Genomic DNA, 19,437 nt, shown 5'->3' on the forward strand with positions numbered 1-19,437 from the left:
GTCCGTGGGGGAGACACCGGAAGGCGCTCGGCGGTTGCGCCGGCGGCCCGCTACTGCCGCTCGTGCTCGACGAGTTCGCGGGGTCGCTGGTGCGCGGTCAGGGTGTGCAGCTCGGCCTGGGTGAGGGGCTGATGGACCTCGACGTACCCGCCGTTCGGCATCCGCTTGATCACGCCGGTCTCCCTGCCGTGCAGCACCAGCTCCCTGTCGCGGAGTTGGAGGCCGAGGCAGACACGGCGGGTGACGACGAAGACGATCGCCGGGAGGACGAACACCGCGACCCGGACCGTCCAGGTGACCGTGTTGATGGAGAGATGGAGGCGGGTGGCGACGATGTCGTTGCCGCCGCCGGCCAGCAGGACCAGGTAGAGGCTGATCCAGGCCGCCCCGATCCCGGTACGGACGGGACGGTTGCGCGGGCGATCCAGAAGGTGGTGCTCGCGCCGGTCGCCGGTCACCCGTGCCTCCAGGAACGGGTACACCCCGATGAAGACGAGCAGGAGCGGGAAGACCACGACCGGGATCAGGACGCCCAGGACCAGCGTGTGACCCCACAGGGTGACCTCCCACCCCGGCATCACCCGGACCAGACCCTCCGCGAACCCCAGATACCAGTCGGGCTGGGCACCCGTGGAGACCTGGTCCGGGCGGAAGGGGCCGTAGACCCAGACCGGGTTGATCGTCGCCACCGCCGCGACCAGCGTGAGGGCGCCGAAGACCAGGAAGAAGAAGCCGCCCGCCTTCGCCAGGTACACCGGCATGAACGGAGTGCCGACGACATTGCGCTCGGTCCGCCCGGGCCCCGCGAACTGCGTGTGCTTGTGGTAGACGACCAGGATGAGGTGGGCCACGACGAGCGCGGCCATGATGCCGGGGATGATCAGGATGTGCAGCGAGTAGAACCGCGCCACGATGTCATGGCCCGGGAACTCGCCGCCGAACAGGAACATCGACAGATACGTCCCGACGATCGGCACCGACAGCAGCGCGCCGTTGACGAAGCGCAGCCCCGTCCCCGACAGCAGGTCGTCCGGCAGCGAGTAGCCGAACAGTCCCTCGAACAGGCCGAGGAACAGCAGAGCCCAGCCGAACAGCCAGTTGAGCTCCCGGGGCTTGCGGAACGACCCGGTGAAGAAGTGCCGCATCATGTGCGTCAGCATCCCGGCGACGAAGACCAGCGCCGCCCAATGGTGCAGCTGCCGGATCAGCAGACCGCCGCGCACGTCGAAGCTGAGGCGCACCGTGGAGGCGTAGGCCTCCGACATCCGCACGCCGTTCAGCGGCAGGTAACCGCCGTGGTACGTCACCTCGTTCATCGACGGATGGAAGAAGAAGGTCAGGAAGATCCCGGTCAGGACCAGGACGACGAAGCAGTACAGGCAGATCTCCCCCAGCAGGAAGGACCAGTGGTCCGGGAAGACCTTGCGCAGGTACTTGCGGCCCAGCGAGTGGATGCCGAGGCGGCCGTCGAGCCAGTCGGCGACGCGCTCGCCCTTGCCTGGGGTCTCGGTGGCGCTCACTCGGCCTCCTCGTCCTTGTGCACGTGCGTGAGCTTGTCGGGGTTGGTCACGATGTAGACGTCGCTGACCCGGTCGCCGTCGGGCGTGAGATCCATGACCATCACCGCGTACGGGGAGTCGCCCTGGAACAGCACGGCGGCGTCGTCGCCGTTGACACGGCGGTAGCGCAGGTCGAGGTCGCTGGGGCCGCGTCCCCGGGTGGCGAAGGAGTTGATCAGCCGGACCGCCTTGTCCCGGCCGTGCACCGGCTTCAGGCCCGCCGGCCTGCGCCTGCCGCCGCCGTCCGTCCACACCGTGACATCGGGCGCGAGGATCTCCATCAGCTCCGCGATGTCCCCGCCGAGCGCCGCCCGCACGAACCGCTCGGTCGCCTCCCGCCGCACCCGTGGATGCGCCCGGTACAGCGGCCGGCGGGCGTGCACATGCCCCCGGGCGCGGTGCGCGAGCTGGCGTACGGCGGCCGGGGTGCGGTCGATGATCTCCGCGATCTCGGTGTGGGCGTACCCGAAGACCTCGTTCAGTACGAACACCGCGCGTTCCAGTGGCGTCAGCGACTCCAGGACGACCAGCATCGCCAGTGACACGGACTCGGTGCGCAGGGCCGGGTCCTCGGCGCCGTCGCCCTCGGCGACCAGGGGCTCGGGCAGCCAGGGGCCGATGTAGGTCTCGCGGCGTCGGGTGATCACGGCGCGGCGCTGGAGGGCGTGGTTGACGGCGATGCGGACCAGGTAGGCGCGCGGGTTGTCGATGCCCGCGGTGCCCCGGCCGGTCCAGGACAGCCAGGTCTCCTGCAGCACGTCCTCGGTGTCGGCGACGCTGCCCAGCATGTTGTAGACCAGGCCGAACAGCAGCTCGCGATGGCCGATGAACACATCGGTCGCCTCATCGACAGAACTCTCGGACATACGTGGACCTCCCCGTCGGTGCGCTCACTACTTCGACCCGAACCGAGGGCCCGAATGTGACATCGGAGCGGAGGTGTGTGACGCAGGTCTCAGCGACGTCACACTCGCCGGCCGGTCCGCCCTCTTGAACGTGAGTCCCGCACGGGAGACCGATTCGACAGGAGCGACCCGATGAGCATCGACTTCACCGCCATGTACGCCTCGCACGACGCCTTCCGGCGCGATCTCGAGCGCCTCGCGCAGGCGGTCGCCGAGGGCAGGGCGCACACGCCGGGTGTCCGGGCCGGCTGGGCGAACTTCACCCGGCAGCTGCACATCCACCACACCGCCGAGGACGCCGAGCTGTGGCCCCGGGTACGGGAACGCCTCACCGGGCGCCCCCGCGACCTCGCCCTGCTCGACGACATGGAGGCCGAGCACGCCCGAATCGACCCCCTGCTCGCCTCGGTCGACACGGCGCTGACCGACCGGGCACCCGAACTGCCCGACCTGGTAAAGGCGTTGACGGCCACTCTGGACGACCATCTGGGGCACGAGGAGGACAGCGCGCTGCCGCTGATGCAGGACGTCCTCACCGCCGCGGACTGGGGCGCCTTCACCGGACGGATGCGCGAGACCCAAGGGCTGCGCGGTGCCTCGGTGTTCGTGCCGTGGATCGTCGACGGCGCCGGGCCGGCGGACCGGGAGCGCTTCTTCGGCTCCCTCCCGGCGCCGGTGCGCGTCCTCAACCGGCTGTTCTGGGAGGGGAGTTACCGTCGCAAGGGGCTGTGGGCGGGCGTCCAGGACGCGTTCTAGGACGCGTCGTGGAAGACGATGCCCAGTGCGTGCCTGCGGCCGGAGCGCACCGTGCTCACCCCGTGTCGCATCGCCCCGGCCGACCAGCCGCGCCGGGTGCGCACGGGACGGTCCCGGGTGGTGAAGACGAGCCCGTGGCCCAATTCCAGCGCGGTCGCGGTGCCCCGGGACTGGGCCCGGGGCCGCTGCTCGACCATGAGGAACTCGCCTCCGGTGTAGTCGGCGCCGTACACGTCGAGGCCGACGACCACCTGGAGGGGGAAGACCAGCTCGCCGAAGACGTCCCGGTGCAGCGCGTTCCAGTCGCCCGCTCCGTACCGCAGCAGGATCTGCGCCGACCGGTCCTGCCCGGCCGCATGGCACCGCTCCAGCCACTCCTCCAGGGAGTCCGGCCAGGGCGCCGGGCGGCCGAGCCGGGCCGCCCAGTCCCGGGCGATGGGCAGCAGCCGGGGATACAGGGCGGCACGCAGCGCGGCCACCGGGGCCGGCAGGTCGTGGGTGAAGTACCGGTACTCGCCGGAGCCGAACCGGTGGCGCGCCATGTCGACGGTGGTCCGGAACAGCTCCGGCTTCTCGTACAGCGCGGCGAGGTCACGGCACTCGGCCGGCGTGAGCAGCGGTCCGGTGGGCGCGCTGCCGTGCACGTCGAGCTCGGTGGCGAGGGCCGTCCAGTCGGTGTCGCCGGCCCGCTTTCGGGCCTGGGCCCTGGTGAGCGTCACGTCGTCTCCCTCCGTCACACCAGCATCGGCTGCAGCGCGCCCTCATGGGTGAGCAGCCGCACCTTGCGCTCGACTCCGCCCGCGTAGCCGCGCATCGAGCCGTCGGCGCCGATCACACGGTGGCACGGGCGGACGATCAGCAGGGGGTTGGCTCCGATCGCCGCACCCACGGCCCGGATCTCGTGCCGCGGCACCTCCAGGTGCGTGGCGAGTTCCCCGTAGGTGGTCGCGGTGCCGTACGGGATGTCGTCCAGGGCCCGCCACACCCGCTGCTGGAATCCGGTGCCGGCGGGGGCGAGGTCGAGGTCGAAGCGGGTGAGCCGGCCCGCGAAGTAGGCGGAGAGCTGCCGGGCCGCCTCGGCGAGGGCCGCGTCGTCGCGCCGCCAGTCCGCGCCGACGGCCGGCGCGCCCCGCTGCCCCGGCAGGGACAGCGAGGTGAGGGTCGTCTCCCGCCCCGCCAGCAGCAGTTGGCCCAGGGGGCTGTCGATGGTCGTGTACGTGTTCATGGCTCAAGTCTGCTGCGCGGCACCGGTCGCGACCGGCGGGAATCGGACGTGGTCCTCACTCTCGGAGCGACTCTTGAGGTACCGTCGCACGGGTGCTGTGAGCAGGGAGTATTTACGCGTGAGTACCTCGGCGGTACCGTGAGAGCATGCCAGCCCTGAATGTGGAGTTCAGTGATCGTGAACTCGAGGATCTGCGGCAGATCGCCAAGGAACGCGGCACGTCGATGAAGGCGCTCGTGCGCGAGGCGGCGGCGGCCGACATAGCCCGGCACCGGGCCCTGCAGGAAGGGGCGGAGGCGTTCCGCCGCTTCTTCGCCTCCCACGCCGACGAGTTCGCGGCCGCGTTCCCCGAGGACGAACCATCCGCCACGGGCGAGGGGCGGGTCGCCTGACCGATGGCACCCGTCATCCACATCGACGTGCCCTGGCTGCTCCAGCGCCATGAAGAGGTCCTGCCGGACCAGCCGACCGTCAACGACTTCTCCGCGCTGGTCGCCGCCGTGGCCCGGCACCGCGTGGACCCGCCCCGCCTCGGCGTGGACTCCGACCCGGCCTGGCGGGCGGCCGCCCTGTTGCACACCCTCGCGCTGCTCAAGCCGCTGCCCTCGGCCAACGCCCGCTTCGCCTGCTCGACCGCCGTGGCGTACATGTTCGTCAGCGGCGTCGGCATCGACCCGCCCTACGGCGCCCTCGTCGATCTCGCCCGCGATCTGATCGACGGCAAGACCGATGTCTACGGCGCGGCGGACCGGCTGCGCTCCTGGCAGATCTGAGGACCCCGGCCGCACGGCCCTGTCACCCCCCGGGGCCGCCGGCCGAGGGCGGGAGGAACAAGGCCGGCGGCCCATGCGGCGCAGGAGAGCCGCCGTCCTGCGCGGGGCCTTTCGAGAAGGTCCGCCACCAGTGCACTACGGGGGCGCGCACGCCGGGAGCGTGCGCGGTGCTCCGGCGCGTGCGCCTGTTTCACACGGGGCGCTTGGAATGAGGAAAGCTGGGGCGGGGAAGGCGAGTTGCGACCGTATCCGACGTGCCTTCAAAGATGCGGATGTTGCTCAAGTGCCTTGTTGGTCATCAGTGTGTTGTGCAAGGGTTGACCACCCGTGCGGGGGGAATGGCCGGGACACGTTCGCCTGGCTGAGGGGAGCAGGGGCCGACGGACGTACCCGAATTCACGATCCTCGCGCTCGCCGTCCAAGAGGTGTGCACCACCAGGGGGCCTTTTCGGCGGCTGTTACTCCTGTGTGTCCTATGCGCGTGGGAAGGAATTCGCTCAGTGGCCACCCCCCACCCCCCTCGTCCGCCTTACCCGCCGGCCGGCGGGGTTCCGGGAGAATCCGACGAGAACGTCGCCGCCCGGCTCCGCGGCCGCTCCGACGGTGAGACCGGACGCTCCGTCGCGCTGCTCATGACGCGACACTGGCAGCCGGCCCGCGACTACGCGGCCATCTGCCTCGCCTCCCGGAACGAGGTCGCCTCCATGGTGACCTCGGCCGCCTTCCACCAGGTACTCGACCGGCTGGCACTCGGCGAGCCGGCGCTCGCGCTGCGCCCGCGGTTCCTGGTGGCCGTCCGGGACACGGTCCGCGTCTGGACGACGGAGGACCGGATATCCGCCGTTCTGCCGGAGCTGCTGAAACCCGCCGGCGGCCGCGGCATGCGTTCGGCGAAGTCGATGACGCCCGAAAATCGCAAACTGGCCGAGCGGTCATTCCAGACCCTACCCGGACTCGCCCGGTGTCTGCTCTGGCACACCGAGGTGGAGGCCGAAGCGATAACCGTCCCGGCCGGTCTGCTGGGCATGGACACCGAGACCGCGTCGGCCGCACTCGAACAGGCGCGGGAAAATTTCCGTGAAGGATGTGTACATGCCCATAGGGAACTCGCGCCGACCAAGGATTGCCGCTTCTACAACCGTCTCCTCGACGTTCCGATTCGGCGTGGCGGAGCGTTGCTGCCCGATGTCCAGCAACATCTGACCGAATGCCGCTACTGCCGTTTCGCCGCCGAACAACTGAGCCATTTCGAGGGCGGCCTGGGAGTGCTGCTGGCCGAGTCCGTACTCGGCTGGGGCGCCCGCCGCTATCTGGAGTCCCGTCCCGGCCGCGCGGGCCAGGGCACGCGGTCGCGCGCCCCGCGCTCGCGCGGTTCCGGCCGGCACGGCGGCGGCCGCCCCCGCATCCTGCCCCGCATTGTGCTGCCCGGCCGCGGCACCCCGGGCGCGTTGCGCAGCTCGCGGGCGCTGCTGACCGGACTGGGCGTCGCATCCGCCGGACTGATCGCCACGGTCGCCGTCGTCGGCATGTGGTCCCACGACGACGGCGTCGACCCGGCCGCCTCCACCAGCGCGAGCGAGGGCTCGACCCCCGGTGCCGGCGCCCGGTCCTCGCCCGGCACCGCCGAACTGCCGACCGTGCCGCGGGACTCCAGACTGCGCAATGCCTCCGCCGACCTCTGCCTCGCCGTCAAGGGCCGGCCGAAGGCGGGGGCCGACACCGAACTGGCGGCCTGCTCGACCGACGCGAGCCAGCAGTGGTCCTACGGCAGCGACGGACGGCTGCGCAGCGCGGCGGCCCCCGACCTGTGCCTGGACTCGCACGTGGACGCCGGTGTGGTCGTCCTCGGCACGTGCGGGGGCGGTGACGACGTGCGCTACGACCTCACCGTGCGCGGGGAGTTGCTGCCGCGCTGGGACGAGCAGCTCGCCCTGGCCGCCACGACCGACGATCCGGGAGCCGACATCGTCGTCAAGGTCCGGGACGGCTCGGCCGCGCAGCGGTGGCTGACCGAGCCGCCGGCGTCCGCCAGCCCGGGTTCCCTCTCGATCACGGGCCCGGAGAAGCCCGCCGTGCGGCCCGCCGAACTGGCCGAGCAGCGGGCGTAGTGCAGGAGGACTCCAGGGCGACCGCCGGCCGACGATGTCCGGCGGCCGCCCGCCCGCCGACGTGCGGGGCGATGACGGCGGGGACGTCGCTCGGCGCGGTCACATGGGATCCTCGGCGAGGTCGGCGGCGCTGATCGTGGTCGGCGTGGCGTGTCCGGACAGGGCGAGGGTCAGGTCGAACTCGGCGAGCAGACAGCGGATCACGTGCTCGACGCCCGCCTGACCGTCCAGGCCGAGTCCGTAGACGTACGGGCGCCCGAGCAGGACGGCCCGCGCGCCGAGCGCGAGTGCCTTGAAGACGTCGTCGCCGCTGCGGACACCGCTGTCGAACAGGACGGTCAGCCGGTCGCCGACCGCGTCGGCCACCCGCGGCAGCGCGTCGGCGGCCGCGACGGAGCCGGCGACCTGACGGCCGCCGTGGTTGGAGACGACCACGCCGTCCATGCCGGCGTCGGCGGCGAGCCGGGCGTCGTCCGGGTGCAGGATGCCCTTGAGGACGATCGGGCCGTCCCAGTTCTGCCGCAGGAACGCGAGGTCGGGCCAGGTGTGTCCGGCGTCCCCGAACAGCCCGAGGAAGTGCAGCACGGCCGCGTTCGGATCCTCGTGCACGGGTTTGGCCAGTCCCGCCTGGAAGGCCGGGTCGGTGAAGTAGTTGGCGGTGCCCACCCCGTGCAGGAACGGGAGGTAGGCGAGGTCGAGATCCCGGGGGCGCCAGGACAGCAGCGGGGTGTCGAGGGTGACGAGCAGCGCGGAGAACCCGGCGGCCTTCGCCCGACCGAGGAAGCTCCTGGTCACCTCGCGGTCCTTGCCCCAGTACAGCTGGAACCACCGCTCGGTGTCACCGAGCGCCTCCGCCACCTGCTCCATCGGTGTGCTGGACGCCGAGGACAGGATGTACGGCACCCCGTGCGCGGCGGCGGCGAGGGCGGCGGCGGACTCGGCGTCCGGATGCATGATCGACAGTACGCCGACGGGCGCCAGCGCCACCGGCGCGGGCAGCGGGCGGCCCAGCACCCGCACCGAGAGGTCCCGCTCAGCGACGTCCCGCAGCATACGGGGCACGATCCGGCGTCGCTCCAGGGCCGCGCGGTTGGCCCGCATGGTGCTGCCGTCGCCTGCGCCGCCGGCCACATAGCCGACCGGGCCCGGCCCGAGTCGCGTCTCGGCCAGCGCCTCGAGTCTGGTCAGATCCGTGGGCAGCCGGGGCACCGCCCCGCTCATCCCGTTGAGATAGATCTCGTACTGGAAATCCGCCCAGTGCTTCGCCACCGTACGCCCCGCCTCTCCGCCTCGAGTACGCGCCGTAGCGACCATACTCGTCGGTATGTGCGGTGCCGCGCACCGGCCTTCACGTCGGGGCGGGGGCACCGGGAGGACAGGTCGTCCGTCACGCGTCGTCGGCCGGTGCGTCCTCCGGCTCGGTGTCGGTGTCGGTGTCGGGGCCCTGGGCCCGCACCCGCTGCACATGCTCGAGGGAGTCCCGCAGTTCGGTCAGCCAGTCGTCGGTGTGGCGCTGGACCAGCCGTACGCACCAGGCGAGGGCGTCGCTGCGGCTGCGGGCCACCCCGCCCGCGATGAGGGTGTCGAGGACCTGGCGCTCGGGCTGGCGCAGCCGGGTCATCACGGGCGCGGCGACATGGGTGAACAGGGCGCGCTCGCCGCCGCACACCACCCCCCAGGACACCTTGCGGCGGAAGCGGTGCTCGGCCTCGCGCGCCACCGCCACCCGTGCCTCCCGGGTGCGCTCGCGGAATTCCTCGATCCGGCTCTGGATCGCCGCGTCCCGCTCGGCGGCCGAGGCGTCCTCGGCGAGCCGGGGTTCCGGGATGCGGCCGATGACGGTGATCTCCTCGCGGTCGGCGGTGAGCTCGGCCAGTTCCTCGAAGAGGTCGTCGGGAAGGCGGCCGGTGAACCAGCCGCGCAACTTCTCGTGCTGCTCTGTCGTAATCATGTAATGACGATTACTCGGCGTTCTCATGAACACAAGGGGGTGCGGGGGAGTCAGCCGAGAGCTCAACCGGAATGTTTCAGGCCGATTAACGAAGCGGGCGGAATCAGCCACTTGGCTGCTTCGGGCGATCAAGAACCGCTCAGTTCCGGGGTTCGGCCGGTCGGGTGCCGTGACTTCGCGCCACTGATTCAACACGCAAGGTTACTGATTCACAGGGGGTCGAGGTGAGTTTCCGCGGCGGACTCGGCAGACTCGCGCTCGCCGGTCCGGCACCGACCCGAGAAGGTCCGGCACCCCTTGGAATCCAGCGGAAGGATGCACACAATGCGGAACACCGCGCGCTGGGCGGCGACCCTCGCCCTCACGGCCACCGCCGTCTGCGGCCCCCTCACCGGAGCCGCCCTCGCCACCCCGGCCGCCGCCCCCGCCTCGCTCTACGCCCCCTCGGCCCTGGTGCTCACCATCGGGCACGGCGACAGCGCCGCCACCGTGACCCCGCAGCGCGCGGTCACCCTGAGCTGCGCCCCCACGCCCTCCGGCACCCACCCGGCCGCCGCCCCGGCCTGCGCCGAACTGCGCGCCGCCGGCGGTCTCGACGCCCTGGCGCCCAGGGACGACGTGCTGTGCACCAAGCTGTACGACCCCGTCGTCGTGACCGCCGACGGGGTCTGGCAGGGCAAGCGCGTCTCCTACGAGCGCACCTTCGCCAACCAGTGCGTGAAGGACGCCTACACGAGCGACGTCTTCGCCTTCTGAGACCGGGATCGCGCGGTCCCCGGGCACCTGAGAGGCCCACGGATGGGGAGTGTGGGCCTCCGTCGCGGGGTACCCAGCGATCTCGCACCAGGGGTCGGCAGGGCGGAGTGGGGCCGCCCGCCGACCCCTGGCATCACCTCCGCCCCTCCCCGGGAACCCCGGAGAGGGGCGGAAAGCGTTTCAGCAGACCCGTACCGGCGAACAGTCGACGGATGCGCGGCTGGTCGCAGACGACCCGCAGCCGCCCCTCGCGCTCCCGGGCCCGGGTCTCGGCCCGGCACAGGACGCGCAGTCCGGAGCAGTCGAAGAAGACGACGTACCGCAGGTCGACCAGCACGTCCGGCAGCGGCCGGGCGGTCGCCGCGTCCAGGTGCTCGGCGACGAACCCCGCGGTGGCCAGGTCGATCTCGCCCGCGACCTCGATGACGGTGAACCGGCCCGAGGTCCTGGTGCGCGCATGGGGATTCGGCGCGGGATGTTCGAGGGCGGGGTCGTCCGCATCCGGGGTCATGGCCGCTCCACCGGGGCAAGGGGCGCATTCGATCCCCGTAGTTACCCCGGCTCGCGCGGAAACATCCCTGCGACGCGGCCCGCAAGATCTGGTTCACTCGACAAGGTGAATGCCGGTGAAGGTGCTTGACAATCAGTCAGGTCAATCAGTCACGCGCGGTCCCGATGGCTGGTGTCGCACCACGGGAAGCGGCGACTGCGGCGGCAGGTGCACAGCGCGACCCGGAAGCGGTCGGAGGCGACCGTGCTGCCGTCCTCCAGTTCCACCTCCACCGGGCCCTCCACGAGCAGCGGGCCCTTGCGCTGGATCCTGATACGGCGGGGGGAGTCAGACGGGGAGTTCGGCACGGACGATCACCAGCTCTTCCTTCTCCTCGGCGGCCGACAGCAGCCCCTGCTCCCGCAGCCAGCGCTCTCTCTTGCGCAGCACGGGACCGAGCGCGATCCTGCGGCGCCCCGTCACGGCCGCCTTGAGGCCCGCGGCCCGCAGGTGGTCGAGCGTGCGGTCGGGTCCGCTGAGCGCGGAGTGGACCATCAGCAGCACACCGCCGGGGCGCAGCAGATCCGGCGCTTCCCGGCAGATCCGGTCGACGACCAGCCGGCCGTCCCCGCCCGCGTCCCAGGCCCGGGCCGCACCGCGCGGCGCCACGTGGTGCTTCGGGCTGGGCACATAGGGCGGGTTGGACAGGATCAGGTCGAACGACTGACCCTGCACGGGTGCGAAAAGGTTTCCGCGGCGGATGTGCAGCGGCAGTCCGGAGAGCCACGCGTTCACGCGCGCGGTGCACACCGCCCGCCAGGACACGTCGACGGCCGTCACCCGCGAGCCACGGCGGGCGGCGGCGAGCGCCAGGGCGCCGCTTCCCGTGCCCACGTCCAGGACGTGCGCACCCGGCGCGAGAGGTTCCTCGGACAGGGCTCCGACCAGGAGGTCGGTGTCTTCCTGTGGGGCGTACACACCCGGGGGTACCAGTGGATTCACCGGGCTCAGGTACCCCGGCCGTCACGAAATAAAGGAAATTTCCGAAAGGTCGCCCTTCCGCAGGGACGACCGGCCGACCGGCCAGTCCTGCAGCAGCCGGGCGGCGAAGCGGTCCTCGACGTATCCGGTCGCGTCGATGCCGAACGCCACGTCGGGCGCCAGGTGCGGCTCGTCGGCCAGCAGACCGCCGATGACGTCCTGGCGTACGACCTGTTCGTGGACGGCGTCCGCCTCGACGTGCTCGTCGTAGAAGTGCTCGGCGGCAGCACCCGCCCCGGTGCGGCGCATCGCCTCGGCGAGCCGCCGGGAGCCGGGGGAGGAGGTGATCTCGACCGCGGCGAAGTGGCCGACGAGGGCACCGCGCAGGGCCCGGTGCAGGCCGAAGAGGGACATCAGGTTGACGGTGACCAGCATCTCCGCGCTCGCCGCGTCGAGATAGCGGCCGTACGTCGTGTCCAGGCCGAGGTCGGTCATCAGGTCGGCGAACAGCCGGGCGTGCACTCGGTCGGGGCGCCCGCCGCCGAACTCGTCGAACTCCACCGCGGCCATCGCCGCCTTGGCCCGCCCCGCGAGCCGCGGCAGTACCCAGGCATGCGGGTCGGCCTCCTTGAGGTGGTAGAGCGACCGCTGGGCGGCATACTCCCGCACCTGCCACAACTCGCCCTTGTCGCGCAGGAAATGGGAGACACCGGCACCGTCGACCGGCTCGACGAGCAACTCACCGAGCGCGTCCTCGACGGAGTCGTGCACCGGGGTGTCGGCGCGCAGCGCGGTCAGAAACCGGTGCTCCAGCCGCGCCCGCACCCGCAGCAGATCCGGATCCCACTCCCGCTCCGGCCCGACCCCCGCGAACCCGCGATAGTGCAGCTCGTAACAGAGATACAGAGCCAGCTGGAGGTCGTCCCCATACACCCCGGCCCCCGCCACGTCCTCATCCCGCGGCAACCCCCCGCCCCGGACCAGATACTCCTTGACGGCAGCGGAAACAGGCCCCCGGGAAGCGGGCAGCAGCGGCCCTTCACAGTCGTGCTTCATGGCGCCCGAGTACCCGGACGGCATCTCGTCACCCCAGCAACAGTGGCGCCCCTCAGGGGCGCGGGGAACTGCGCGACCAGCCACAACGAGCCGGCACCCGCCATCCCACCGACCGCGGCACGTCCGACGGCGTCATTCCCCTTCGGACTCCTCCTGCGCCCCCGCATGGGGCGTGATCGCATCCCCCGCCTCCCCCTCATGCCGCCCCCGCCCGGCGGAGCCCCCCGCACGGGTCTCCGCGTCCTCGATCTCGCGCAGAACCTCCTCCAGCGCCGTGTCCGTCTGCTCATCCCTGTTCTTGTCGTCTCGCGACACGAAAACTCCCACCTCTCCTCAACTCGTCGCGGCAGCGATCCGCAGCGGCACGGGCTCCGGCGCCGCCGGCGCCTCGTTGAGCCGGATGACCTCCGCCCACCAGGACGGCCCGTCCTCGATGTGGCGCAGCAGCACTCCCTCGCGGATCGCCCACGGGCAGACGCTGACCGACTTGAGGCCGGTCAGCTTCATCGCGGTGTGGCCGACGACCGCCCCCGCCAGGCTCTGCGCGGCGCGCGGCGCGGAGATGCCAGGCAGCACGGCGCGTTCGGCGACGGGCAGCGCGGCCAGCTGATCGGCGGCCAGCCGCAGGTCCTTGCGGTGCAACTCCCGTTCCACGAACGGTCCGTGGCGCCCGGGCGCGGCCCCGCACAGCCGGCCCAGCTGCTGGAAGGTGCGGGAGGTGAAGACCGCGGTGCGCGGCCCCTCCCAGCGGATCCGCGCCGCGACGTCCCGCAGCTGATGGCGGATCTTGCGGCGCAGCGCGCGTACCTGCTCGGGGGTGGGAGCGTCCTGGTCCGGGAAGAACTCGTGCGTCAGGCGGCCCGCCCCGAGGGGGAGGGAGGCCACGAAGTCCGGCAACCGGCCCCGCCCGAAGGCCACTTCGAGGGAGCCTCCGCCGATGTCCAGCAGGGCGAGCGGTCCCGACCGCCAGCCCATCCAGCGACGCGCGCCGAGGAAGGTCAGTTCGGCCTCGACCTCGCCGGGCAGTACGCACAGCCCGACCCCGGTCCGCGAGCGGACGGCGCGCAGCACCTCCTGCCGGTTCGGGGCGGCCCGAACCACGGCGGTGGCGAAGGCCAGTGGCCCGGCCGCACCCCAGCGGTTCGCGGTGCGGCTCGCCTCGCCGACCGCTTCGACCAGCCGTTCCACGTCCTCCTGCGGAATGTCGCTCCCCGGCTTGACATGTTCAGACAGCCTCAGCCGCCACTTCGCGGTGTGCACCGGCAGCGGCACCCCGCCCTCCGCGTCCGCCACCACGAGCCGGACCGTGTTCGACCCCACATCCACCACGCTGATTCGCATGGGCCCGTGGGTACCCGATTGTGCGCACGCCAAAGCTTCCCCGGTGGTCTCGCCCTGGTCTCGATCCTCGGCAACACGCGAAGAGGGGCCGCCGTCTCCCTGCAGACGGTGGCCCCTCGGTCCGGGCGGCTCAGGTCGCGGTGATCACATGTGGATGACCGGCGCGGCGTCCGCGTCCTGCTCGGGCACTCCGCGGCGGAAGAGCAGGAAGGCGATCACGGCACCCGCGGCGAACAGACCCGCCGACCACCAGAAGGCGGTGGTGTAGCTCTCGATCGTCGCCTGGGCCTGCACCAGCTTGCTGGTGGCGTCCCGACCGCTGAGGTAGTTCGTGGCGGCGCTGGCGGCGAGGGTGTTCAGCAGCGCCGTACCGATCGAACCGCCCACCTGCTGCATGGCGTTGACCGTCGCGGAGGCCACGCCCGCGTCCTCCGGGGTCACTCCACCGGTGGCCAGCTGCATGGCCGAGGGCATCACCAGGCCGAGACCGAAGCCCGTCACGATGAGCTGCGGGAGCACCGCGCTGACGTAGCTGGAGCCGACGCCGATCCCGGTCAGCCAGGCCATGCCCGCCGCGGAGATCGCGAAGCCCAGCGGGATGAGCGCCTTCGGCCCGATACGCGGCAGCAGGGCCGTGCTGCCCAGCTGCGCCGCCACCATCAGGGCCCCGACCATCGGCAGGAACGCGACACCGGTCTTGGTGGGGCTGAAGCCGAGGTTGAGCTGAAGGTAGTAGGTGAGGAAGAGGAACACGCCGAACATGCCACCGGCGGAGATCAGCACCGAGACGAACGAGGCGGCCCGGTTGCGGTCCAGCAGGATGCGCAGCGGAAGCAGGGGATGTGCGGCCTTGGTCTGCCACCAGGCGAATGCGGTCAGCAGTACACCACCGGCTATCAGGAAGCCCCAGGTCAGCGGCGAACCCCAGTCGTGCGTCTCGGCGTTGGAGAAGCCGTAGACCAGCGAGAACAGACCGCCGGCGACGAGCAGGGTGCCCGGCATGTCCAGCTTGCCGTTCGTCGCGTCACGGTGGTTGGTCAGCAGGATCCAGCCGCCCGCGAAGGCGAAGACGGCGATCACGACGTTGACGTACAGCGTCCAGCGCCAGTCGAACGCGTCGGTCAGCAGTCCGCCGAGCAGCAGGCCCACCGCACCGCCGGCACCGGCGATGGCGCCGTAGACGCTGAACGCCTTGGCCCGTTCCCGTGCCTCGGTGAAGGTCGTGTTGAGCAGCGACAGCGCGGCAGGTGCGAGGAGGGCGCCGAAGACACCCTGGAGGGCGCGCGCGGTGACCAACATCCCGAAGCTGTTCGCGGCACCGCCGAGCGCGGACACCGCGGCGAAGCCGGCCACGCCGGCGAGGAAGGCGGTCTTACGGCCGAACAGGTCGGCTATCCGGCCGCCGAGCAGCAGCAGTGAGGCGAAGGACAGGGCGTAGGCGGTGACGATCCACTGCCGGTTGCCGTCGGAGAAGCCGAGGTCCTTCTGTGCGGAGGGCAGCGCGATGTTCACGATCGTCGCGTCGAGCACCACCATCAGCTGGGCGAGGGCGATGACCGCGAGGATCCACCACCGCTTCGACGACGCGGGGTGTTCGGGTTCGGCGAGGGTGCCGGCGTCGGCACCCTCGGCCAGGGTCTTCTGGGCCATGAGAACCACTCCAGGGAAGTCGTTCGGGTGGAGGTTGAAATTCGAAAGAAAGGATTTGAACGAAACGGTTTCGTACACCTGCAGCCTAGCCTCTTGCCGAGCGAAACGGCAACGTTTCGCTAGATGTGTTCTGCGTCTCTTATTCCTTGACAGGAATATAACCGCGAGGGCATATTGGGACCCATGTCCGACGCCCCGCTCTGGACCGCCCTCGCCGATCCGCACCGGCGGGCCATCGTGGCGCTCCTCCTTGAGCGGCCGCGGCCCGTCGGCGAGATCGTGGAGGCATGCGGGCTGAGCCAGCCGAGCACGTCGAAGCACCTCAGGGTGCTGCGGGAGGCCGGCCTGGTCCGGGTCCGGCAGGACGCGCAGCGCCGTGTCTACGCCCTCGACCCGGCCCCCATCGCCGAGCTCGACGCATGGCTCGCGCCGTACCGGGAGCTGTGGAACCGCAGCCTGGACAAGCTGGGCCGCCGCCTCGACCGGACGGCGCCGGACGATCCCGAGGAACCCGCCCCGAAGGACTGATCCACCATGGCCGCTGATCTCACCGGCACCTATCTGACCCTGGACGACGGCCGCCCGGCCGTCCGCTTCAGCCGCCTCTACGACCATCCCATCGAGCGCGTCTGGCAGTTCGTCACCGACCCGGGGGAACTCGCCCACTGGTTCCCGTCCCGCGCCGAGATCGACCCTCGCCCGGGCGGCACGATCACCTTCACCGGCGACCCGAACATGCCCGAGTCCACGGGCCGGGTGCTCGCCCTCGACGAGCCGCGCCACCTCTCCTTCGAGTGGGCCGGCGACGAACTCCACTTCGACCTGGAGGCCCTGGACGACAGTCGCACCCGCTTCACCCTGACCAACGTGCTCCAGTCCACGGACACCGCCGCCCGCAACGGAGCCGGCTGGGAGGTGTGCCTGGCGGCCCTGGACGCGAGGGCACGGGACGAGCGGTCCGAGGGGCCGCACACCGGGGCCGGAGCACCCTGGAAGGAGTTCTACGACCGCTACATCGAGGCCGGCGTGCCTTCGGGAGCACCCGTTCCCGGCCTCGACTGACCCCGCCTCAGGCCATCTGCCGCCGCACCAGCTCGTGCAGCCGTCCGCCCGTGTCCGCCAACAGCTGCGCGGGCGGGCCCTGCTGGGCCACCTTGCCGTCCTCCATCACGATGACACGGTCGGCGTCCAGGACCGTCGACAGGCGGTGCGCGATGACGACCCGCGTCGCGTTCAGGGCCTTCGTCGACTCGATCACCGTGCGCTGCGTCTCGTTGTCCAGGGCGCTGGTGGCCTCGTCGAAGAACAGGATCCGCGGCCGGCGGATCAGCGCCTGCGCAATCATGAGGCGCTGACGCTGGCCACCGGAGACCGCGCCGCTGCCCGAGACGATGGTGTGCAGCCCCATCGGCATCCGCTTGATGTCCTCCGCGAGCCCCGCCATCTCCGCCGCCGCCATCGCCTCCTCCGGCGTGTACGGCTCGGTGCCGCAGATGACGTCCAGGATCGAGCCGGTGAAGGGCTGCGCGTGCTGGAGCACCACCCCGCACTGCCGGCGCACCGCCGACTGGTCGAGAGCGGCCAGGTCCTGGCCGTCGTACAGGACACTGCCCGAGACCGGCTTGTCGAAGCCGATCAGCAGCCTGAGCAGCGTCGACTTGCCGCAGCCGCTCGGCCCGACGATCGCCACGAACTCACCCGGGCGTATCTCGAAGGACACGTCGTCCAGGACGAGGGGCCCGTCGTCCGCATACCGGAAGGACAGCCGACGCGCCTCGATCGCTCCCGTCAGCGGACCCGGCCGGGTGCTCGCCGTGCGCACCTCCGGCGTCGCCTCCAGCACGGGCTTGATCTCCTCGAACAGCGGCAGCGCGGCCACCACCGACACGAACGCACCGGTCAGCTGGGTGACCGAGGTCAGCAGCATCGTCACCGAGGTGTTGAAGGTGAGGAAGGCGGCGGCCGACATCACCCCGCGCGCGGGCCCCGCGAGCAGCATGAACATCAGCAGGGTGCACAGCGGCAGATAGACCGCGCCCATCACCGTGGTGAGGTTCTTGATCCGGCCGACCCTCTGCTGCAGCTCCCGGCTGCGGGCGAACTGTGCCGCCCAGGCCGCGTACGCGTAGTTCTCGGCCGCCGCGACCCGCAGCTTCGGCAGGCCCCGCAGGGTCTGGAAGGCCTGGTTGTTCAGCTTGTTGTTCAGCACGACGAGCCTGCGCTGCCAGCGCACCTGCCACAGACCGAGACCGAGGAAGGCGCCCGCGATGACGACCAGCATGCCGATCGCCGCCAGGGCCATCGACGGGCTGTACCAGAACAGCAGGCCCAGGTTCATCGCGCCGACGGTCACCGACTGCGCGACGACCGGACCGATGCCCGCCATCATGCGGCGGATCGCGCTGATGCCCATGGCCGCGCTCGCCAGCTCACCCGTGGAACGCTCGGTGAAGAACTTCGTCGGCAGCCGCAACAGCCGGTCCCAGACGGCCGGTTGGAGGGTGGCCTCGATACGGCCCTCCAGCCGCAGGATGGTGAGGTTCTCCAGCAGCATGAAGGCCGCCGCCACCACGCTGGTCAGCATCACCGCGAGACAGACCTGCACGATCAGGTTCGTCTGGGCCCTCGGCACGAACTCGCCCAGCACCTTGCCGGTGGCGATGGGCACCAGCGCCCCGATCGCCACCGTCACCAGACCACTGGTCAGCAGGTTCACCAGGTCACCGCCGGTGCCGCGCATGCTGAACCGCAGCAGCCGCAGCGGGCTCAACGTCCGGTCGGGCAGCGGACGGTAGAACATCACCGCACGCGGCTCGAACTCCTCCGCATTGGCCTTTTCGATCGGCGTCTCGCGTCCGGTCGACGGATGGACGGCCACATAGCCGCCGCGCCGCCACAGCAGCGCGACCGGCGCACCCGACAGGGCGCGGTGGCCCACCAGCGGCCCGATGTTGTCGCGCCACCAGCGGCCGTCGAGGCGTACGGCCCTCGTGCGCGCCCGGGAGGCGACGGCCACCTGCTCCACCGGGTCGAGCCGGTCGCTTCCCGTCCCGCTCTGCGCGCGGTCGGCGAGCTGGATGCCGGCCGCCTCGGCGACCAGCTTGCACGCCGCGTAGCTCGCGTCGGCGTCGGCGGACGTCGTGCGCTGGGCGGAGGACTTGCCGATCGAGGCCAGCAGCGTCCGGTCGGCCTGGGCGCGGACGGCCTCACCCGCCTTGATACCGGCGGCCGTCCGGGTCTCGTGGGTGCGCTCCAGCTGCTCGATCCAGCGGTCCAGCGTGGTCAGCAGCCGGTACTGCTGGTCGACCATGCTCTGCCACACCGCCGGGTCCATCAGCAGGTCGGCGGCGGCCTCGGCGCCGTACAGCGAGCCGTACTGGACGCTGCCCGGCGGGACCTGCATCCAGAACACATCGTCGTCGGTGACCTCGGTGGCCCGCTCGCTCGCCATCGGCGCCTGGAAGAGGACGGTCAGCCCGCGGCCGACGCCGAGCGCGAGCGCGTACTCCAAGGGGCTGGTGGTCGGCGGGACGTACTGCGGGTTGCCGTACTCGTCGTAGGACCAGGTCTGGGCGTCGGCCGTCTGGTACAGCTCGCGCAGGCCGATGCGGTGCACCACGCAGTCGCGCAACGGACGGGCGACCAGGGTGTGCTGGGGTCCGAGGACCGGGCCGAGGACCAGTGAGCCAGCCTCCAGCCGGCCGAGGTGGTGCCAGTGGCCCTGCTGCACGGCGTCCACCGCGAACAGATCCAGGCTGCCGGCCGCGACCAGCCACAGCACCTGCGGGCCCTCCAGATCGAGCCGGGTGAGGCCCGCGCAGTCGATCCGGCTGCCCAGGGCGCCGAGGGCGCCGAGTACCAGGTCGCCTTCGTGTGCGGTCGTCAT

General features: G+C 71.3%; 21 protein-coding genes. 7 read left to right on the forward strand and 14 right to left on the reverse strand.

Annotation, left to right across the window (positions count from 1 at the left end):
• Positions 1-50 precede the first annotated feature (50 nt).
• Together ABZZ74_RS33290 and sigJ are read right to left on the reverse strand one after the other, a co-directional pair.
• Positions 51-1,520: a cytochrome bc complex cytochrome b subunit gene (locus ABZZ74_RS33290; RefSeq protein ID WP_356771337.1), complete on the reverse strand. Its 1,470-nt coding sequence runs from the start codon at positions 1,518-1,520 to the stop codon at positions 51-53.
• Positions 1,517-2,425 carry an RNA polymerase sigma factor SigJ gene (gene sigJ, locus ABZZ74_RS33295; RefSeq protein WP_356771339.1) on the reverse strand — a complete coding sequence of 303 codons (909 nt, stop codon included), beginning with the start codon at positions 2,423-2,425 and terminating at the stop codon, positions 1,517-1,519. Before sigJ ends, ABZZ74_RS33290 begins: the two co-directional genes overlap by 4 nt.
• A 171-nt stretch (positions 2,426-2,596) precedes the next feature.
• Between sigJ and ABZZ74_RS33300 the strand changes: the two genes are divergently transcribed.
• Positions 2,597-3,220: a hemerythrin domain-containing protein gene (locus ABZZ74_RS33300; protein ID WP_356771341.1), complete on the forward strand. Its 624-nt coding sequence runs from the start codon at positions 2,597-2,599 to the stop codon at positions 3,218-3,220.
• On the opposite strand, the gene ABZZ74_RS33305 is transcribed toward ABZZ74_RS33300, so the two are convergent.
• On the reverse strand, positions 3,217-3,939 hold the full coding sequence (locus ABZZ74_RS33305; protein ID WP_356771343.1) for a 2OG-Fe(II) oxygenase: 723 nt from the start codon (positions 3,937-3,939) through the stop codon (positions 3,217-3,219). The two genes, ABZZ74_RS33300 and ABZZ74_RS33305, sit on opposite strands and share 4 nt — an antisense overlap.
• 14 nt (positions 3,940-3,953) lie before the next feature.
• Positions 3,954-4,445 carry a methylated-DNA--[protein]-cysteine S-methyltransferase gene (locus ABZZ74_RS33310; protein ID WP_356771345.1) on the reverse strand — a complete coding sequence of 164 codons (492 nt, stop codon included), beginning with the start codon at positions 4,443-4,445 and terminating at the stop codon, positions 3,954-3,956.
• 146 nt (positions 4,446-4,591) lie between these two features.
• Here ABZZ74_RS33310 and ABZZ74_RS33315 point away from each other — a divergent pair, with 146 nt between their 5' ends.
• The 3 genes from ABZZ74_RS33315 to ABZZ74_RS33325 all read left to right on the forward strand — a co-directional run bounded on the left by ABZZ74_RS33315 (position 4,592) and on the right by ABZZ74_RS33325 (position 7,326).
• Positions 4,592-4,837: a hypothetical protein gene (locus tag ABZZ74_RS33315; RefSeq protein ID WP_133043640.1), complete on the forward strand. Its 246-nt coding sequence runs from the start codon at positions 4,592-4,594 to the stop codon at positions 4,835-4,837.
• A 3-nt stretch (positions 4,838-4,840) separates the two neighbouring features.
• A complete protein-coding gene (locus tag ABZZ74_RS33320; protein WP_208781384.1) occupies positions 4,841-5,218 on the forward strand; it encodes a toxin Doc in 378 nt (125 codons plus the stop codon).
• A gap of 500 nt (positions 5,219-5,718) precedes the next feature.
• Positions 5,719-7,326, forward strand: a complete 1,608-nt coding sequence (locus ABZZ74_RS33325; RefSeq protein ID WP_356771348.1) for an RICIN domain-containing protein — start codon at positions 5,719-5,721, stop codon at positions 7,324-7,326.
• Between the two features lie 99 nt (positions 7,327-7,425).
• On the opposite strand, the gene ABZZ74_RS33330 is transcribed toward ABZZ74_RS33325, so the two are convergent.
• Both ABZZ74_RS33330 and ABZZ74_RS33335 read right to left on the reverse strand, forming a co-directional pair.
• The gene (locus ABZZ74_RS33330; RefSeq protein WP_356771350.1) at positions 7,426-8,595 is read right to left on the reverse strand and encodes a lactate 2-monooxygenase; all 1,170 of its coding nucleotides are present in this window, start codon (positions 8,593-8,595) and stop codon (positions 7,426-7,428) included.
• A 118-nt stretch (positions 8,596-8,713) separates the two neighbouring features.
• On the reverse strand, positions 8,714-9,277 hold the full coding sequence (locus ABZZ74_RS33335) for a hypothetical protein (RefSeq protein ID WP_356771352.1): 564 nt from the start codon (positions 9,275-9,277) through the stop codon (positions 8,714-8,716).
• Between the two features lie 324 nt (positions 9,278-9,601).
• Here ABZZ74_RS33335 and ABZZ74_RS33340 point away from each other — a divergent pair, with 324 nt between their 5' ends.
• A complete protein-coding gene (locus tag ABZZ74_RS33340; protein ID WP_356771354.1) occupies positions 9,602-10,033 on the forward strand; it encodes a protease inhibitor in 432 nt (143 codons plus the stop codon).
• A gap of 133 nt (positions 10,034-10,166) precedes the next feature.
• Here ABZZ74_RS33340 and ABZZ74_RS33345 read toward each other — a convergent pair whose 3' ends face one another.
• The 7 genes from ABZZ74_RS33345 to ABZZ74_RS33375 all read right to left on the reverse strand — a co-directional run bounded on the left by ABZZ74_RS33345 (position 10,167) and on the right by ABZZ74_RS33375 (position 15,551).
• Positions 10,167-10,544: an STAS domain-containing protein gene (locus tag ABZZ74_RS33345; protein WP_356771356.1), complete on the reverse strand. Its 378-nt coding sequence runs from the start codon at positions 10,542-10,544 to the stop codon at positions 10,167-10,169.
• Between the two features lie 149 nt (positions 10,545-10,693).
• Positions 10,694-10,891, reverse strand: coding sequence for a CDGSH iron-sulfur domain-containing protein (locus ABZZ74_RS33350; RefSeq protein WP_133043647.1), 198 nt, complete (start codon positions 10,889-10,891; stop codon positions 10,694-10,696).
• Positions 10,872-11,525, reverse strand: a complete 654-nt coding sequence (locus ABZZ74_RS33355) for a HemK2/MTQ2 family protein methyltransferase (protein ID WP_356771358.1) — start codon at positions 11,523-11,525, stop codon at positions 10,872-10,874. Before ABZZ74_RS33355 ends, ABZZ74_RS33350 begins: the two co-directional genes overlap by 20 nt.
• 21 nt (positions 11,526-11,546) lie before the next feature.
• Entirely contained in the window at positions 11,547-12,560 is a 1,014-nt protein-coding gene (locus ABZZ74_RS33360) for an iron-containing redox enzyme family protein (protein WP_356771360.1), read from the reverse strand.
• Positions 12,561-12,692: 132 nt separating this feature from the next.
• Positions 12,693-12,875, reverse strand: coding sequence for a hypothetical protein (locus tag ABZZ74_RS33365; RefSeq protein ID WP_356771362.1), 183 nt, complete (start codon positions 12,873-12,875; stop codon positions 12,693-12,695).
• Positions 12,876-12,893: 18 nt separating this feature from the next.
• Positions 12,894-13,901 carry a Ppx/GppA family phosphatase gene (locus ABZZ74_RS33370; protein ID WP_356771364.1) on the reverse strand — a complete coding sequence of 336 codons (1,008 nt, stop codon included), beginning with the start codon at positions 13,899-13,901 and terminating at the stop codon, positions 12,894-12,896.
• Between the two features lie 144 nt (positions 13,902-14,045).
• Positions 14,046-15,551, reverse strand: coding sequence for an MFS transporter (locus ABZZ74_RS33375; protein WP_356771366.1), 1,506 nt, complete (start codon positions 15,549-15,551; stop codon positions 14,046-14,048).
• Positions 15,552-15,734: 183 nt separating this feature from the next.
• Here ABZZ74_RS33375 and ABZZ74_RS33380 point away from each other — a divergent pair, with 183 nt between their 5' ends.
• Both ABZZ74_RS33380 and ABZZ74_RS33385 read left to right on the forward strand, forming a co-directional pair.
• The gene (locus ABZZ74_RS33380; RefSeq protein WP_356771368.1) at positions 15,735-16,079 is read left to right on the forward strand and encodes a metalloregulator ArsR/SmtB family transcription factor; all 345 of its coding nucleotides are present in this window, start codon (positions 15,735-15,737) and stop codon (positions 16,077-16,079) included.
• Between the two features lie 6 nt (positions 16,080-16,085).
• Positions 16,086-16,613, forward strand: a complete 528-nt coding sequence (locus ABZZ74_RS33385; protein WP_356771370.1) for an SRPBCC family protein — start codon at positions 16,086-16,088, stop codon at positions 16,611-16,613.
• Positions 16,614-16,620: 7 nt separating this feature from the next.
• Here ABZZ74_RS33385 and ABZZ74_RS33390 read toward each other — a convergent pair whose 3' ends face one another.
• A complete protein-coding gene (locus ABZZ74_RS33390) occupies positions 16,621-19,437 on the reverse strand; it encodes an NHLP bacteriocin export ABC transporter permease/ATPase subunit (RefSeq protein WP_356771372.1) in 2,817 nt (938 codons plus the stop codon).

It is taken from the genome of Streptomyces sp. NPDC006476, assembly GCF_040612015.1.
Lineage (GTDB): Bacteria > Actinomycetota > Actinomycetes > Streptomycetales > Streptomycetaceae > Streptomyces > Streptomyces griseorubiginosus_B.

Bases quoted from the DNA above. Each gene is read 5' to 3' on its own strand.
- ABZZ74_RS33375 (WP_356771366.1), bottom strand. From the start codon at position 15,551: ATGGCCCAGAAGACCCTGGCCGAGGGTGCCGACGCCGGCACCCTCGCC.
- ABZZ74_RS33335 (WP_356771352.1), bottom strand. From the start codon at position 9,277: ATGATTACGACAGAGCAGCACGAGAAGTTGCGCGGCTGGTTCACCGGC.
- sigJ (WP_356771339.1), bottom strand. From the start codon at position 2,425: ATGTCCGAGAGTTCTGTCGATGAGGCGACCGATGTGTTCATCGGCCAT.
- ABZZ74_RS33300 (WP_356771341.1), top strand. From the start codon at position 2,597: ATGAGCATCGACTTCACCGCCATGTACGCCTCGCACGACGCCTTCCGG.
- ABZZ74_RS33320 (WP_208781384.1), top strand. From the start codon at position 4,841: ATGGCACCCGTCATCCACATCGACGTGCCCTGGCTGCTCCAGCGCCAT.
- ABZZ74_RS33310 (WP_356771345.1), bottom strand. From the start codon at position 4,445: ATGAACACGTACACGACCATCGACAGCCCCCTGGGCCAACTGCTGCTG.
- ABZZ74_RS33390 (WP_356771372.1), bottom strand. From the start codon at position 19,437: ATGACGACCGCACACGAAGGCGACCTGGTACTCGGCGCCCTCGGCGCC.
- ABZZ74_RS33360 (WP_356771360.1), bottom strand. From the start codon at position 12,560: ATGAAGCACGACTGTGAAGGGCCGCTGCTGCCCGCTTCCCGGGGGCCT.
- ABZZ74_RS33370 (WP_356771364.1), bottom strand. From the start codon at position 13,901: ATGCGAATCAGCGTGGTGGATGTGGGGTCGAACACGGTCCGGCTCGTG.
- ABZZ74_RS33380 (WP_356771368.1), top strand. From the start codon at position 15,735: ATGTCCGACGCCCCGCTCTGGACCGCCCTCGCCGATCCGCACCGGCGG.
- ABZZ74_RS33315 (WP_133043640.1), top strand. From the start codon at position 4,592: ATGCCAGCCCTGAATGTGGAGTTCAGTGATCGTGAACTCGAGGATCTG.
- ABZZ74_RS33385 (WP_356771370.1), top strand. From the start codon at position 16,086: ATGGCCGCTGATCTCACCGGCACCTATCTGACCCTGGACGACGGCCGC.
- ABZZ74_RS33340 (WP_356771354.1), top strand. From the start codon at position 9,602: ATGCGGAACACCGCGCGCTGGGCGGCGACCCTCGCCCTCACGGCCACC.
- ABZZ74_RS33345 (WP_356771356.1), bottom strand. From the start codon at position 10,544: ATGACCCCGGATGCGGACGACCCCGCCCTCGAACATCCCGCGCCGAAT.